Origin of the sequence: Treponema socranskii subsp. socranskii VPI DR56BR1116 = ATCC 35536 (assembly GCF_000468115.1) — a bacterium.
Taxonomy (GTDB): Bacteria; Spirochaetota; Spirochaetia; order Treponematales; family Treponemataceae; genus Treponema_D; species Treponema_D socranskii.
Map to the genome: position 1 here is coordinate 72,045 of NZ_AVQI01000080.1, position 14,699 is coordinate 86,743.

15 protein-coding genes are annotated in these 14,699 nt (G+C 45.2%); 10 read left to right on the plus strand and 5 right to left on the minus strand.

Annotated elements, in window-relative coordinates:
* Nucleotides 1-2: 2 nt before the first annotated feature.
* Nucleotides 3-1,484: a rhamnulokinase gene (locus tag HMPREF0860_RS11185; protein ID WP_021495784.1), complete on the minus strand. Its 1,482-nt coding sequence runs from the start codon at nt 1,482-1,484 to the stop codon at nt 3-5.
* A 155-nt stretch (nt 1,485-1,639) separates the two neighbouring features.
* Between HMPREF0860_RS11185 and HMPREF0860_RS11190 the strand changes: the two genes are divergently transcribed.
* Nucleotides 1,640-2,491 (plus strand): class II fructose-bisphosphate aldolase, encoded by an 852-nt coding sequence (locus HMPREF0860_RS11190; protein ID WP_021330157.1) that lies wholly within the window; start codon nt 1,640-1,642, stop codon nt 2,489-2,491.
* Nucleotides 2,492-2,809: 318 nt separating this feature from the next.
* Here HMPREF0860_RS11190 and HMPREF0860_RS11200 read toward each other — a convergent pair whose 3' ends face one another.
* Both HMPREF0860_RS11200 and HMPREF0860_RS11205 read right to left on the minus strand, forming a co-directional pair.
* Nucleotides 2,810-3,151 carry a HepT-like ribonuclease domain-containing protein gene (locus HMPREF0860_RS11200; protein ID WP_021330161.1) on the minus strand — a complete coding sequence of 114 codons (342 nt, stop codon included), beginning with the start codon at nt 3,149-3,151 and terminating at the stop codon, nt 2,810-2,812.
* The gene (locus HMPREF0860_RS11205) at nt 3,141-3,464 is read right to left on the minus strand and encodes a nucleotidyltransferase family protein (RefSeq protein WP_021330160.1); all 324 of its coding nucleotides are present in this window, start codon (nt 3,462-3,464) and stop codon (nt 3,141-3,143) included. The genes HMPREF0860_RS11200 and HMPREF0860_RS11205 overlap by 11 nt, the downstream gene beginning before the upstream one ends.
* Before the next feature lie 635 nt (nt 3,465-4,099).
* Between HMPREF0860_RS11205 and HMPREF0860_RS13640 the strand changes: the two genes are divergently transcribed.
* From HMPREF0860_RS13640 to miaA, 8 genes are all read left to right on the plus strand, one after another.
* Nucleotides 4,100-4,381 (plus strand): type II toxin-antitoxin system RelE/ParE family toxin, encoded by a 282-nt coding sequence (locus HMPREF0860_RS13640; RefSeq protein WP_081670815.1) that lies wholly within the window; start codon nt 4,100-4,102, stop codon nt 4,379-4,381.
* The gene (locus HMPREF0860_RS11210; protein ID WP_038081853.1) at nt 4,356-4,673 is read left to right on the plus strand and encodes a HigA family addiction module antitoxin; all 318 of its coding nucleotides are present in this window, start codon (nt 4,356-4,358) and stop codon (nt 4,671-4,673) included. Before HMPREF0860_RS13640 ends, HMPREF0860_RS11210 begins: the two co-directional genes overlap by 26 nt.
* 308 nt (nt 4,674-4,981) lie before the next feature.
* The gene (locus HMPREF0860_RS11215) at nt 4,982-5,197 is read left to right on the plus strand and encodes a hypothetical protein (RefSeq protein ID WP_038081818.1); all 216 of its coding nucleotides are present in this window, start codon (nt 4,982-4,984) and stop codon (nt 5,195-5,197) included.
* Between the two features lie 321 nt (nt 5,198-5,518).
* Nucleotides 5,519-9,088, plus strand: a complete 3,570-nt coding sequence (locus HMPREF0860_RS11220) for a hypothetical protein (RefSeq protein WP_231364448.1) — start codon at nt 5,519-5,521, stop codon at nt 9,086-9,088.
* 9 nt (nt 9,089-9,097) lie between these two features.
* Entirely contained in the window at nt 9,098-10,090 is a 993-nt protein-coding gene (locus HMPREF0860_RS11225) for a glycosyltransferase family 2 protein (protein ID WP_021331498.1), read from the plus strand.
* 107 nt (nt 10,091-10,197) lie between these two features.
* The gene (locus tag HMPREF0860_RS11230) at nt 10,198-10,824 is read left to right on the plus strand and encodes an HAD family hydrolase (protein ID WP_021331431.1); all 627 of its coding nucleotides are present in this window, start codon (nt 10,198-10,200) and stop codon (nt 10,822-10,824) included.
* 77 nt (nt 10,825-10,901) lie between these two features.
* A complete protein-coding gene (locus HMPREF0860_RS11235) occupies nt 10,902-12,146 on the plus strand; it encodes a class I SAM-dependent rRNA methyltransferase (RefSeq protein WP_021331424.1) in 1,245 nt (414 codons plus the stop codon).
* Nucleotides 12,147-13,124, plus strand: coding sequence for a tRNA (adenosine(37)-N6)-dimethylallyltransferase MiaA (miaA, locus tag HMPREF0860_RS11240; RefSeq protein ID WP_021331423.1), 978 nt, complete (start codon nt 12,147-12,149; stop codon nt 13,122-13,124).
* A 106-nt stretch (nt 13,125-13,230) separates the two neighbouring features.
* Here miaA and HMPREF0860_RS11245 read toward each other — a convergent pair whose 3' ends face one another.
* The gene (locus HMPREF0860_RS11245; RefSeq protein WP_021331480.1) at nt 13,231-13,449 is read right to left on the minus strand and encodes a hypothetical protein; all 219 of its coding nucleotides are present in this window, start codon (nt 13,447-13,449) and stop codon (nt 13,231-13,233) included.
* Nucleotides 13,450-13,504: 55 nt separating this feature from the next.
* Between HMPREF0860_RS11245 and HMPREF0860_RS11250 the strand changes: the two genes are divergently transcribed.
* Nucleotides 13,505-14,308: a TatD family hydrolase gene (locus HMPREF0860_RS11250; protein ID WP_162147018.1), complete on the plus strand. Its 804-nt coding sequence runs from the start codon at nt 13,505-13,507 to the stop codon at nt 14,306-14,308.
* Here HMPREF0860_RS11250 and HMPREF0860_RS11255 read toward each other — a convergent pair.
* Nucleotides 14,283-14,633: an Hpt domain-containing protein gene (locus HMPREF0860_RS11255; RefSeq protein WP_021331489.1), complete on the minus strand. Its 351-nt coding sequence runs from the start codon at nt 14,631-14,633 to the stop codon at nt 14,283-14,285. The two genes, HMPREF0860_RS11250 and HMPREF0860_RS11255, sit on opposite strands and share 26 nt — an antisense overlap.
* Between the last annotated feature and the right edge of the window lie 66 nt (nt 14,634-14,699).

A 14,699-nucleotide genomic window follows, 5' to 3' on the forward strand; every position in this document is an offset into this window, starting at 1 on the left:
TCCTATAAAATATTTTTTTCTATACAGATTTCAAATTTTTCATCCCATTTTTCTTTTTCAGCCGCACTCGGATACAATTCTTTCATTTTGCAAGAAACGCGGCTTAGTTCTCGTATTTCCGTAAGAGAACTGAGCTCTTTTAGAGCATACAATTGTACCAGCGCATTTCCGAGTGCCGACGCATTCGGATTTCCGGCATATACGGGCATTCCGGTTGCATTACATATAAATTGTGCCAATAGAGAATTATTTGATCCGCCGCTGATTACATACAATTTAGTAAATTTATTATTGAATAATTTTTGAAATGCGTTTACCGTGTGTTTTATTTTTAAAACTATACTTTCATAAACGCAACTCATATATTCGGCGTCGGAATTCAGCGTATTTTGTTGCTTCGTTTTTTGTAAATATGCGTTTATTTCCGATTTTATGCTTACCGTATCGTTGTTTAAATTTGGGTCTTCAATGTCTATATAATTTTTATTGCACACTCTTTGCACTTGCGTATTAATTTTGCCGAAAGAAAACGGCACTCCCGTTTTTTCAATAGCTTTTTGAAGTTTTGTAATAAACCAGCCGGCAGAAAAATCTTTGTACAACAGATTTTTTCCGGCAAAACCGCCCGTATTTTTTAAACCGAAATTGAATGCCTCATCGGACACACAGGGGATGTCGGTTTCAACTCCCATATTTATATTTGTTCCGAAACTGATATAAATGCTTTTTTCATCAAAACCCGGAACGGACGTAACGGCAGAAGCCGTATCATGAGAACAGACAGAAACGATCGGTATACTGCCGGCCAAATTATAGTGCTCGGCAACTGCCGGTAACAATGTTCCTTTTATCGTTCCTGCATTCACAATTTTTGTAAATAAGCTTTGCGGAATTTTAAATTTATTTAAAACGGTTTTACTCCATGTATTGTTTTTAATATCAAGCAGGGCTGTCGTACCCGCGAAGCTTAATTCCGTCGTTTTTATACCGCATAAAAAATACGAAACCAAATCCGGTAAAAATAAAATTTCGGAAGCGGAATGCAGTATGCTTTCTTTTGCTTGAGCGATTGAAACCAATTGCGGCAAGCTGTACGTTCTTGCAGGCTGACATCCCGTTTTATAAAAAACATTTTTTTTACTGTAAATATTTTCCATGTACGACAAAATATCTTTTGTCCGCAAATCGCGGTAATGAAACAAAGGTTCCGCTAATTGCCCCTTTGCATTTAAAAAGCCGAAAGTGGCTCCCCAAGAATCAATTCCCAGTGAACATGGTTTTTTATGCACAGAAAAAGTTTGCAATCCTGTTATTACGGCATCATACAATGAAAAAAAATTCCAATATAAAGACGGATACACATAAACAGGCTTATTATCGAAAACGATACTATTAGCAAGCGAAATTTGCTTTCCGTTAAAGGAATATAGACCGATTTTAATATTTGTTGCACCCATATCTGCGCAACACAGGTATTTTTCCATAAAAATCCTTAAAAGAAGTCCGTTTTATATACATAGTATACAGCATTATTTAGATCTGTCAATAAAAATTTTATCGAAAAAGAAAAAATTAGCTTGAATTATTGCCCATGTGGTGGTATAGTTTTTATAGAGAACTTGGTTTTATGGAGGTTTTTATGGGAAATTTGGTTTCATTTAACGCTATGCTTGAACACGCCCGAAAACACGGATATGCGGTTCCTGCCTTTAATGTTTCGAATATGGAAACAATACAAGCGGTTGTTTCCGCTGCCGATGAAAAACACTCGCCGCTTATAGCGCAACTGTATCACGCCGATTTGGAATATGCCGGCGCCGATTTTATGATAGCCAATTCAAAAACGGCGGCTTTAAAAGTATCCGTTCCTGTGTGTGTAAGCCTGGATCACGGAAGGTCTTTTATGCAAGCAAAAAAATGTATTGAAGCGGGTTTTACCGGTGTAATGATAGATTTATCCGAAGACAGTTTTGAAAAAAACATACAAACGACAAAAGAAGTTGTCGACTACGCCCACGAAAGGGGGGTGTCGGTTGAAGCCGAATTGGGAACAATCTTTGACGCTTCCGAATCGGATTCCGTTCGAACTTCAGGCTTTACAGATCCTGCTCAAGCAAAGATTTTTATTCAAAAAACCGGCGTAGACGCTTTAGCCGTATCCATAGGAACTGCGCACGGTGTATATTCATCAAAGCCTACTATAAATTTTTCGTTGGCGGAAGAATTGGTAAAAACGCTTGATGTCCCCATTGTAGTGCACGGCGGTTCAAACACTCCCGACGAAGATATAATCCGATTATGCAAACTGGGGGTTGCAAAAATCAATATCGGAACCGATTTAATGCAAGCATACAACGACGGTATTTTAAACGCTTTTCAAGAACACGGAAAAAGTGCTCCGCTGAGAGTCGTAATGGGACAAGCAAGAGAGTACGTAAAAGCAACGGCAAAACACAAAATCGACTTGCTGCGGACATTTGCACGAGATTAAACAGGAGTTAAAAGCTCGACACTTTTATTGATTTTGTCATAATAAGCGGCTTGGCCGTTTTTCTTCTCTCGACTTAATCAGAGCAAATCCGAGCGGTGGTCGTTCGCGGTACATCCGTGTACCGCGAACGACCGTATTTTTGCTCTGCAAAAATGCGCAACTGTTATGCCGAGTAACGATACGGCGTCCGTGCCGCGTATTGCAACGAGCGCGTAAGCGCGAAGTTCCCCGCGCCACTTGCAACGAGCGTGTCCTATCACACAGTGTGCCGTAAACGCCGCGCTGTGTGTCCTCATAAGGGGAATCCTTGAAGCGAGATTAGATGAAATTTTTCGATTTTATTTGATACATTAACTCAGGAATTGATTCCGACGCGATAAGCCAAATTCGATCTGTTAAGATTTCCCCGTAATCATGAACAATTTTATTTCTTAAGCCGATAATTTTTGTCCAAGGAATATCTTGGTTTTCTTGTATAAAATCTCCGGAAAGGTGATTTGCCGCTTCTCCGATTATTTGTATTAATCTTTCAATCGCTAATCTTTTTATACGATTATTTACAAAACTATTGTGATTTTCGTCTTTTACAATATCAATTACTTCTTGTGAATACTTTAATATATCGTAAATATAACTTTTATCACGCTCATTACACAACATAAAGAGGTTCTCGCGAATTCATTATTGCTTCTCTTCTATATGGATTTACCAAACCGGCCGGTTCTACGATATCAACATTTCTTTTTGTAATATTTTGGAGATAGTCTTGAATATCCAGTATATCAAAAAGTGATATTTTTTCGGAATTTTTGAACTCGATAAGAAAATCGACATCGCTTTCGTTCGTAAAATCATTTCGTATTGAAGAACCGAATACGGATATTTCTTTAATATTATACTTGGAAATTATGTAGTCTAAATCTTCGTGCGTTAAATAGATTCCGTTGTTCGAGAGTTTTTCAAAGCCTGTCATATTTCTTTCCTTTTTTTAATATACCTCGTCTTGATCAAAATCGCAAGACGAACCTGAATTGAGCGCTTTGTTGGAGTATCTTTGCGAGAGGCGGGCGACGAGCGGTTTTACACCGCACATCGATGTGCTTGTCGAAAAAGCGAAACGGAATGAAAAGTTCAGGAGTACGATAAAAAGCAACGGCTGAAATAGCGCCGTCGCTGAAGTCTAAAGCCGAAAAACGCTGAAGCGTTTTTCTTTTATCGGAGACACTCGCGATTTCTGCGCATTGCTCGAAATCGCAGCGTTCTTATCTCGAGTTTGCACGGGTGTTTAAGGATGAGATATAAAAGCCTCCGCGATATGATTGTTTGATTATTTATTTGATTGAAGAAATGGGAAAGACGGGGTATAATAAAAAAGGGTCTAATATGTGTTAGACGGATGCCTTACGGGTACGATAAACTGTAACTTTGAAAAATAGGATGTATTTTTATAAATTAAAGTTTAAAATTAAAATTAGTAACTTAGTTTTTTGAATAAACTTATGTTTTATATAATGGCTGCTTATGCAAGGAAAAATCAAACTTTACTTTTTGCATTTTAACCTTAGTTTCTTCTTGACAAATACTTCTGTTTAGCATTAGCATAGAAATATGATAAGAAGTTTTGATGATATAGAAACGGCATCAATATGCAAAGGTAATAAAAGTAAAAAGTTACCGATGACGATTCAGAATGTTGCAAGAAGAAAACTTCGAATGATTGAAGCTGCAAAAGTTGTAGAAGATTTAAGGCTCCCTCCAGGTAATCGTTTTGAAAAACTTGTTGGGAATTTAGACGGATTTTATTCAATCAGAATAAATGATCAATGGAGAATTGTCTTTAAGTTTGAAAATGGAGGTGCAGAAAATGTTAGAATCACAGATTATCACTGATGAAAAATTACCCAATATTCATCCGGGAGAAATTCTTAAAGAAGATTTTTTAGATGCGATGAATATTTCTGCATATCGTCTGGCAAAAGAAATCAATGTTCCTGAAACAAGAATCTCAGAGATAATTCACGGAAAGCGTTCAATTACTGCGGATACCGCTATCAGATTTTCAAAATTCTTTGGAACGACAGCAGAATTCTGGCTCAATCTTCAGAATCTGTATGATTTAGAAGAAGAAAACAATAATCACTCCCTAGAATTTGAAACAATAAAAATGTACGCATATGCCTAAATTGCCTAACACCCGCTTCAACGCTGACATTTGTTTGTCACGAAAGTTGCTTAAAGTGCCTATACGCACTGCAACTTTCGCGCCAACTTTGCCTTAGGCTTCGCGTCGGCAAAAGCACAAATTAATAGAATCGACGAAATATAAGTCCCTCGAACGATTATGGTAATTGTAATAATTAATTATTAAGAAAAATAAAACTCACCTATATTAAAATCATTAAGTTATATGAAATTAAGTGTTGGTTTTAATGATTGGGAGATGATTTTTTTTATAAAATATTGTATACTAGAAGAAATGGAGTGGCTTATATGTCGGAATTAGCTTTTAAACAACTTTCAACACAAGTTGATATGCTTTCTTATACTGAAAAAATCAGATTACTTGATAAGATTGTAAAGACTTTACATAGACCCGTAAAAACTCATAAAAGAGAATTCTCAGACTTTAATGCAGCCTTCGGCTTATGGAAAGACAGGACGGTTTCTATTGAGGAAATAAGAACCAAAGCTTGGAGACGTTCTTAATGGTTTATCTTTGCGATACTTGCGTTCTTATCGACTACCTTCGTGGGAAAACCGAAGTTCAGCAAAGACTTGAACAAGACAAAAAACAAGGTCTAGGAATGTCTTCGATTACTTAATATAAAAATAATACACATCTAAAAATAATTGTTATTTTTTTCGATTTATGTTATAATATTATATTGAAAATGGGGAATCTTTTAAAAATTGCAATTTTTAGAGATTATCCTTAATAATGTACGATGTATCGTAAAAGTTCCATGGGGGAGACTTATGAAAAAAATCGGTTTTAAAATGCTTGCCGTGTCGGCGATGCTCTGTACGGTGTTTGCCGCCTGCAACTTCAATGTAAACGGCGGAAGCGAGCGCGCCGAAATACGCGTTTTTCTCGGCGAGGGTGGGGCGCTGCGCTCGGCAAATCCCGAGACGGGCTTGCCGGAGTTCGACAACGAAAATACGACTATCACGATCATCGACGATGACGGTACGGAAATCGCCCGCGGTACGACTTCGCTTTCTGCGGACGTTGCGGTCGGAACGAAGATCATTGTAACGGCGCGTGTTACTACCGAAGCGGGCGTTTGGAGCGCGTCAAAGAGACACACGGTACAAGCGGGCATAAACGATATCTTTTTGCAGCTTTCGAAAGCGCCGAAGAGCGTGGGGAATATTCTCTCCCGCGTTGTGAAAAACGATTCTTCGGGTATCGAAGTAACGCTCAAGCTGGATTGCGGTGACAATCTTATTGAAAATGTCAAAATCGGCGGTAATCTGAAGCGGCCGATAACCGCGCGTGACGGCATCGGCAGGATATATGTCTTGTATGATAAAGGCGGTTCCAGGCATTTTACCCGTTTTGATGTAGAAGGGGATGAGGATGACGGGTTTGAGGCCGCCGTCAAAGGAAAGCTTCCGTCCAGCGCCGTACTTACAAACATGGCGGTCGATGCGAAAACCGGCACTATCTTTGTGTTCGACTTTACTGGTATCTATTGTCTAAAAGAAAACACCCATAATACTTTTACATGTTCAAGCCAACTGCCCCTGTCCACGATTGACCCTTCGATAAGCACTGTTTCTGCCGTTGCGGCATATAACGGTACTTTGTTTTTTACCGTCCCGCTCAGCGCTTCCCTTCCTCAGGTGAATAAGCTGTTTGCCTGTAAAGCCGAACTGTCGGGCTCTACATTAACGCCGTTAAATAAAATCGAAAAACAGCTCCCTAAAGTTCGTCAAGACAATGCTTTCGACAATAATCACACCGAGTGTACCGGCCTTTTTGCCGACGAAGGCGGCGTGTACTGTCTGCTTGAAGAGCATAAATTAAGCGACGGGATGCAGTATGCGCTCGGACAGCTCGTACATTATATCTACTCCGGCAGTACGCTTACCAAGAAAACCGAGATAGGGCTTAATTCTGATAATACCGTTTCAACCGAAAAATCGATCGCCTTTGATGCGCGGTATTTTTCTTCTCCTGCGGGCTTTATCGGCTATGATGAAGAAAACATCTACATTGCGGACGACGGCGTTGACATACACGAGGACGAGTATCTCGGCTGGTGTGTTACCGGCAACAAAAACCGTATCGCAGCATTCAACCGTAAAACGAACGGCATGTCCTTTGACGATGCGGGTAACGCGACGTGGTTTGCAGAATACGCCGGACGCCGCCGCGAAACGAAGATACCGCGCTTATTATGGAGCCGCGATCTTTATTCAGGGGCTGTCGCTCTCAATCTGAAAACTTTGGATGGAACGGTAAAACCGCTTGTTCAAAATATCGGCACAAGGCAGCAGGACAAGCTGATGACCGCGCGGGACAGCACGGGGAATGTTTATGTGCTGTATCTCGACAATACGCCTGCTCCACAGCTTCACCTTGAACGCTTTAGCGCGGACGGTACAAAAGACGATAGCTTCGGAACTGCAAAGACGGGATTTACTTTTCCCGATACCGGTATAACCGATCTTGCCGTAGATTTTAAAACGGCGGATGTCTTTTTGCTCAAACGCACGAGGGCAGGCCTCACGGATACTATGATTACCGCATATATGGCAAAGGCTGATAACGGCTATGCTTCTTTCAGCGGCCCCGCGACAGTTCCTATGCCCGATGTTCGGGGGTCGGTAACTATCGATTCCGTCGCTGCGTTTGACGGAACGCTCTTTTTCGCAATGGATGTGAAGGTTGGCGCGGACGATGTTAAAAAGCTGTACGCATATAAGATGCAGACGGCAGGAAGTTTTGCATTTACTGCGGATAAAGCCGAAACGGAACTTTCTCAACTTTGGCAGCATCCCGCCAAAAGCCCGATGGTATGCACCGGTCTGTTTGTCGACCGAAAGGGCGTCTACGGCGTGCTTGCCCAAAAAAATACCACCGGAGGAGCAGACCTCTATGCGCTGGGAAAAATAGTACGGTACACGTATGACGGTTCTACCCAATTAACGCCGGTCGTACTGTCGGGCAATAACAGCGGCCTTAATCCGGCTGCTGCAAACCCCGGCTCCATCGGATATGATGCGAAGTATTTTTCCTATCCGGCAGGCTTTCTCGGCTATGACGGGGATACCCTGTACATTGCAGACGATGGCGTAAATATCGAGGAGGTGAACGAAAATTTCCATGTCAACGGCAATAAAGACCGCATTATGGCGTTTGACTGCAAGAACAACACTTTGAGCGCTTCTTCTTTGGATTTGGACGGTGCAACATGGTTTAAAAGCTATGATAAGTACACATATCCCGAAACGAAGATGCTGCTGTGGGAGAAAGGCAGCAGCCAATATTGGGTAGGTGACAACGGAACGGAAGCCTATTCTCCATCCTCTGCACTTAGTACTACCCCCTCCCAACATCTTACCGATGTGTTCTGCTATGACCAAAACGGTAATCTTTATATCGTGATGCGTGATGGCTCGGACTATCAGGTTAAACGCTTTACGCCTACGGATACCGGCTTTAATAGCACGGGAGATATGAAAATCAAGGATGAATCGGAACGGCCCGTATCTATTGCAGTGGATGTCTCCGGCGGTACTAATATCTTGTATTACGGCATTAATGTTGTGCCAGTCGTAGGTAACCTGAGGTTGAGTGTACAGAAGATAGAATGGTCAGATCATTTTGTAGGAGAAAAAGAGCCGCAGGCGTTTATATCCGCCGAAAACGAACAACTTACCGCACTTGCCGCAAACAAGGACGGGGTATTCGTCGGTGTAAAGCAGATATATGAAGAGACTGTAGGAGGCAACCAGATTCCTAAATACCGGTTAAAGGTAAAAAAATTCCTGAAAGGAAAGCATGCCGACGGATCGGTTACGGTTGTTGAAAATGCTTCGTCGTATGTGGATCCCGACAATACTGATACTCCAATACCAAATCCGCAGCCGTATAGTAGCAGTCAGCTACCGTATATCGAGTACGAAGAAGCAATTAACGACTTACAGGTGGTTGAGGGTACGCTGTATGCCATTACGTCAAAGGCAGAAGAGACCAAGAAATGGAATAATGATGCAGGCAAATGTACCATTGATAAATTTAAGATGAGCAGCGCCCTGTACAAAATCGGTAAGACGGAGGAGGGCTTCTCCGGCAACGCAGAGAAGCTCACTGAAAAGGAGCCCGTACCTCCGGTGGGTCCAAAACCGGGAGTCGGGTATGGATTTTACCGCTTTATCGCCGTTAAGCCGAAAAAACTTGTGATTGCTTCGGACGGCGCTTATGATGTAAACGGACACCTTTCCGGTTCGTCCGGTAATCCGGTGCATAATGACAACAAAGTATTGACATACGACTTAGACGGAAATTTGAACTCACCGGAAGAAAAGGATGCCGCCGGAAAATTCTCCAAAGAATTGCAGCCCGGTTCCGGCTTTAGCTGGGAATAAGCCCGTAAGATGAGTTTTCTCCAACGCTGTGCGGCGCGCTTCGGGCGTGCGGCGCAGCAGAAACCGCTTATCAGTCTCTGCGTGCCGGTGTACGGGACGGAGGGGCTGGTGGGGCGGTTTTTAGACAGTGTTTTGGCGCAAAAGGATGCGCCGCTTTTTGAAACCGTCATTGTAAACGACGGCAGTTCCGGAACAAAAGAGCTTGAGCGTATCATTAAAACGTACGCAAGGCTGTTTAAAAAGCAGGGGCTGCCGTTCGTGTTTTTGGAGCACCGTAAAAACCTCGGCCTCGTAGAAGCGCGGCGAACGGCAGTAAACGCCGCATCGGGGGAATACATCGCCTTTGCCGACTCGGACGATGAGCTGCCGCCTGCGGCTCTCCGTATCTTGTACGATGCAGCCGCTGCGTCCGGCGCGGATATAGTGCATGGAAAAGCTGCGGTATTCGGTACGGAAGGGGAGCCGGAAGCGCGCATCGAAACCTTTGCGAAAAAAGCGGCGCATGTGTATTCCGGTACACTTACCGGAGATGCAATTATGCGCGGTTTTTTGATAGAACAGTGCTATGCGGGCTTTTTGTGGGGTAAGCTCTTTAAAGCGCATCTTATTCAAAAAGCGTACGCAGAAATTCCCTTTACCTATTGTACCATGGCGGAGGATATTCTTACCTGCTTTTTTATCGCCTTACATGCCGATACCTACTTCGGCATAAGGGACGTCGTGTACGACTACCGCATCAATACCGGCATTTCTTCGCGCCGACAAATTGCCGACCTTGCTTCATGGCAAAAAGTGTGTTCGGCTTCTTCGGTATTTACGATCATTCTCTCCTATTTGGATGAGCACCCCCTTTCCGACGACATACGCGAAGCGGTACGGGCTTTGGGGCGCGCGTACTATGCCGATAATTTGAAGCAGCTCGAAGTCTGTGTCGACCCTTCTCTCAAAGCGGAAGCGCGCGCGGTGCTCGACGAGTGGTGGGGCGGGGAAATCGCAGGGTAGGGAGCAAAGAGGTTAAAAAAATCAATGATGCGCGCAATGTGCTTTTCTTCGAGCGATCTTTGCCGCGCATTTGTTTCTTTTTTCCAAATACGTTATACTTGTTTTCCATGAAGCTTTTTATATTTGATATGGGCGGCGTCGTTGCTCACAACGTTGCGGTTGAAGGTGCCGTCGCAAAAGCCGTCGGCATGAGCGAAGGGGAATTCTATGCGGCCTGCAAATACGACAGGGCAGCCCGCGGAAAAATTATTAACGAAAAAATCGATATACGGGATGCCGATATCATGACGATGCTTTCGAACGGAGAAGTGACGACCGATGAGTTTTGGAGCGAGTTTGAGAAGCGGACGGGCGTGCGCGTGCCGATGGACTACCTCGGTCTCTTTTTTAATCCGGTACTCGACGACGGCGCGGTCGATATCGTCAAAGCGCTTCGAAAAAAATACCGCGTCGTGTGCGGAACGAACACGATTCAAAGCCATTACGATATTCACCTTGCGAGAAGCGATTATGCGTTCTTCGATAAAACCTATGCGTCGAATATGATCGGCGCGTCGAAGCCCGACGTCGAATTTTGGAAGCGCATCATGCTCGCAGAAGGCGTTTCACCTGAGGACATCTTTTTTACCGACGACAACGAAGCGAACTGCGCAGCCTCTTCATCGCTCGGCATCCGCACTTTCCGTTTTACAAACGCGGACGATCTTCGAAACGAAGTGCGCCCTTGGCTCTGATACTGTGATACGGTTTTGCCGCGCAGTGCAATCGGGTCATTTACAAAACTCGGCATTCGCACTAGTATGCTTTTGCTATGAATGATGCGCTTCGTATCTTTTTAAAACCGAAAGAAGAAAGGGAAGTCGTACAGGGCTTTCCGTGGGTATTCGACAACGAAATCTCCCATGTAAAATACTTTGCATCCGACGGGAGCGGCCGAAAAGATGCGCCGCTTTCCGAATGCGGAAGCGCGTGCGAAGTGTTTACGGCTGCAGGCGGATTTATCGGTACTGGCATTATCAATCGAAAATCGAAGATATGCGTGCGCATGCTCTCTTCGGCTCATGCGGACAAAGTGTTTGAAAATACGAAATCGTTTATCGATGCGCGCATCCGCGACGCGGCAAATATGCGGCGCATCCGTTACGGAGAGCGCGATTCCTACCGTCTCGTTTTTGCCGAAGCCGATTTGCTCCCCGGTCTCATCGTCGAACGCTTTGCATCCGTCGAGGGACACGTCTGCCTCGTCGTTCAGTTCCTTGCGCTCGCGTGCGAAGTTTTCCGCAAAGAAATTACGGCAGCTCTTATTAAAACGTGCAATCCTCAGGGCATATACGAGAGGAGCGATGCCGCCGTCCGTGAAAAGGAAGGGCTCGAAGAAAGGACGGGCTGGATATACGGAAGCGGCAGCGATGTGATTACGATAAACGAAAACGGCATCCTCTTTTATGTCGATATCGCAAAAGGGCAAAAGACCGGTTTTTTTCTCGATCAAAAGGATAACCGTAAAGCGATTATGCCGTTTTGTCACGGAAAGCGCGTGCTTGACGCATTTTCGCATACGGGCGCTTTTGCGCTCGCGGCAGCTTTTGCCGGTGCGCGTGAAGTGGTCGCTGCGGAAATCTCCGAAGACGCCGTTTCGATGATCGAAAAAAATGTCGCGCTCAATAAAAAAGAGGATACAGTCAAACCCGTGCTCGCCGACGTTTTCGATTTATTAAAAAAATATGAAGGATCGGGTGAAACTTTCGACGTGATCGTCCTCGATCCTCCGGCCTTTACGAAGAGCGCGAAAAACATTCAAAAAGCGTACGGCGGTTATAAAGAAATCAATTTGCGTGCGATGCGCCTGCTCCGCAAAGGAGGCATATTAATAAGCTGTTCGTGCTCCGCATTTTTCGATGCAAACACCTTTTACGATATGCTCATGCACGCAGCCGCCTCAAGCGGCCGTCGTGTACAAATATTGGAAAAGCGGGGAGCGGGGCAGGATCATCCGATACTCCTCGGTTATGAGCGCTCGGAATATTTGAAATGCGCGATTGCGCGGGTGCTGTGAGTGGCGGAAAGCGGAAAGAGCTGCAACTGCGTCATCCTTTTGGGACCGACCGCCTGCGGCAAAACGGCGATAGGAGTTGCGATTGCGCGGGAGCGGAACGGTGAAATCGTTTCGGCGGATTCGCGACAAGTGTACAAGGGACTCGACATCGGTTCGGGAAAAGACTTGGACGAATACGCTTCGGGAGGAATTCCCGTTCCGTATCACCTCATCGACATAACCGATCTCAAAAGCGAATACAATGTATTTCAGTATCAAAAAGATTTTTACCGCGTCTTTCAGGATATCGTCGGTCGGAAAAAATTGCCCGTCGTCGTCGGCGGTACGGGTATGTACCTCGATGCGGTTATCAGAAATTACGATTTGGTTGAAGTGCCCGAAAACGAAAAGAGGCGTGCCGAACTCGAAGCGATGCCGATCGAAGAGCTTTCGCGCCTTTTGCTTTCGCTGAAACCCGATCTCCACACGCGCGAAGACCTCCGCGATAAAGCGCGCTGCATACGCGCTATAGAGATAGCGGAGTATATGAAAAGTCCCGAAGCCGCTCTTATGCGAAAGACGATGATGAGCCGTCCCGACATCCGTCCGCTTGTCATCGGTATGACGCTTTTGCGGGAAGAGCTGCGTGAGCGCATTGCAAAGCGTCTCAAAGCCCGCCTCGATTCGGGCATGATAGAAGAAGTGGAAAATTTGCACAGGGGCGGCGCATCGTGGGAGCGGCTTGAAACGCTCGGTCTTGAGTACGGATTCGTCGCCGAATATTTACAGGGGAAAATCGCCTCCCGCGACGAACTGTACGAAAAACTCGTTGTTGCCATACGGAGATTTGCGAAGCGGCAGGAAACGTGGTTTCGCGGTATGGAGCGTAAAATGAAAGCGCAGGGAAGCTCGATTCATTGGCTTCCCTGCGTTTCCGACATCAATGTGCGCGTACACGCCGCGCTTTCGTTAGTCGATGCGTACGTTGCGCTCCGCTGAACGCACATCGGCTGATGCGTACGTTACTCAGCGCTGAGTTTACATCGACCGATGCGTGCCGCGTGAAATTTGCTTGAAAGCAAAAGCGGCGCGTTTATTTTCCGCGCTACGCGTTGACGGCGATTTTTACCGGTTCCGCGATTTCGACGAGGTATCCCGTGCGGATGCAGGTTTCGAAGAGTTCTTTGCCGATATAATCGGTTTTCACTTCTTCGTATCCGTCTCTGTCGCGAACGATGCGCACGACGTATCCGTCTTCCATTTCACGCACGACCGTCATATAATCCGATGAGTTTCCGATGCTTTTTAAAGTGTAGCTTTTCAATTCCAACCTCCCGATGTTTGCATTGCTTTTTTATTTTCGGTACAATGCAATGCGGATGTTAGCGTTTTCTGTATTGACGGATGCTCATTTTCACCTCGCCTGCTGCGCCGAAAACTCGCTTGAAGATTCGTTTCGCGGACTTGAATCCATATCCTATTACGGCGTTTCCTGCGCACACGATCGGAACGAGTTTTTAAAGCAGGAAACGCTTTCGGCAAAGCTCAACGAAAACGAAAACACACACGTGCTGTGCGCCTTCGGTATGCACCCGCAGCTTCCGCTCGTCGAAAACGCAGGCTTTATGGAAACGCTTCTCAAAGAACGGCGCATCGGTGCGATCGGAGAAGCGGGATTCGATTTATTTACAAAGGAATTCAAAGCCGCTATCGCGCGGCAGGAAGAGGCGTGGCGAATTTCGTGCGAGCTTGCAGCTCTGTACGGCGTTCCGCTCGTTGTCCACTGCCGCAAAGCGCTCGATAAAATGTTCCGCGACTCGAAAGCGCTTTCGAAAATCCCGGCAGTCGTGTTTCATTCGTTTACGGGAAGCGTACAGGACGCATCTTCTCTTTTAAAGCGCGGCGTAAACGCGTATTTCAGTTTCGGAAACCCGCTCATCTTCGGCGATAAAAGTGCGATCGGCTGCGTGCAAAAACTCGACGTCGAGCGGCTTCTCATGGAAACGGATGCGCCGTACCAGACGATGCGGGGAGAGGCCGAAACGAAAATGAGTGCGATCGCTCGCGTATATGAAAGGGCATTTTTATTGCGATACGGAGAGGAAAGCTGCACAAAGGAAAAAATGCAAATCTTTTCCGATGCGATTTTTAATAATTTTAAATCCGCTTACGGTATTGCCTAAGGGCGGAAAACGTTTCGTCGTATATTTTAAAAAATACCCGTGTCAGTGCCGCCTCGTTTCCCGCTTCTTTTCCGCGCAGCACGCTCTCGAGTGCGAGGGCGGCATCGTAAAGCGCTTCGCATCCGATTTGTCCGGCCGATCCCTTTGTTTTGTGCACAAAGGAAACGAAGCCTTTGTCTTGTGTTGCGTTTTCCGCAAGAGACGCAAAATGCGCTTTGTCGTTTACATTTTCCGCGAAAAAAGAATCGACGAGCGTTTCGTACAGTTCCGTATCGCCGGAAAGCATATCGAGACCGGAAACCGTATTTAAAATCGAACGCGGCATGACGTTACCTACCTTAATTTCCTTTTTTTGTTGTACAAGACAAGGGTGCCGGAAATGTGTACCTAG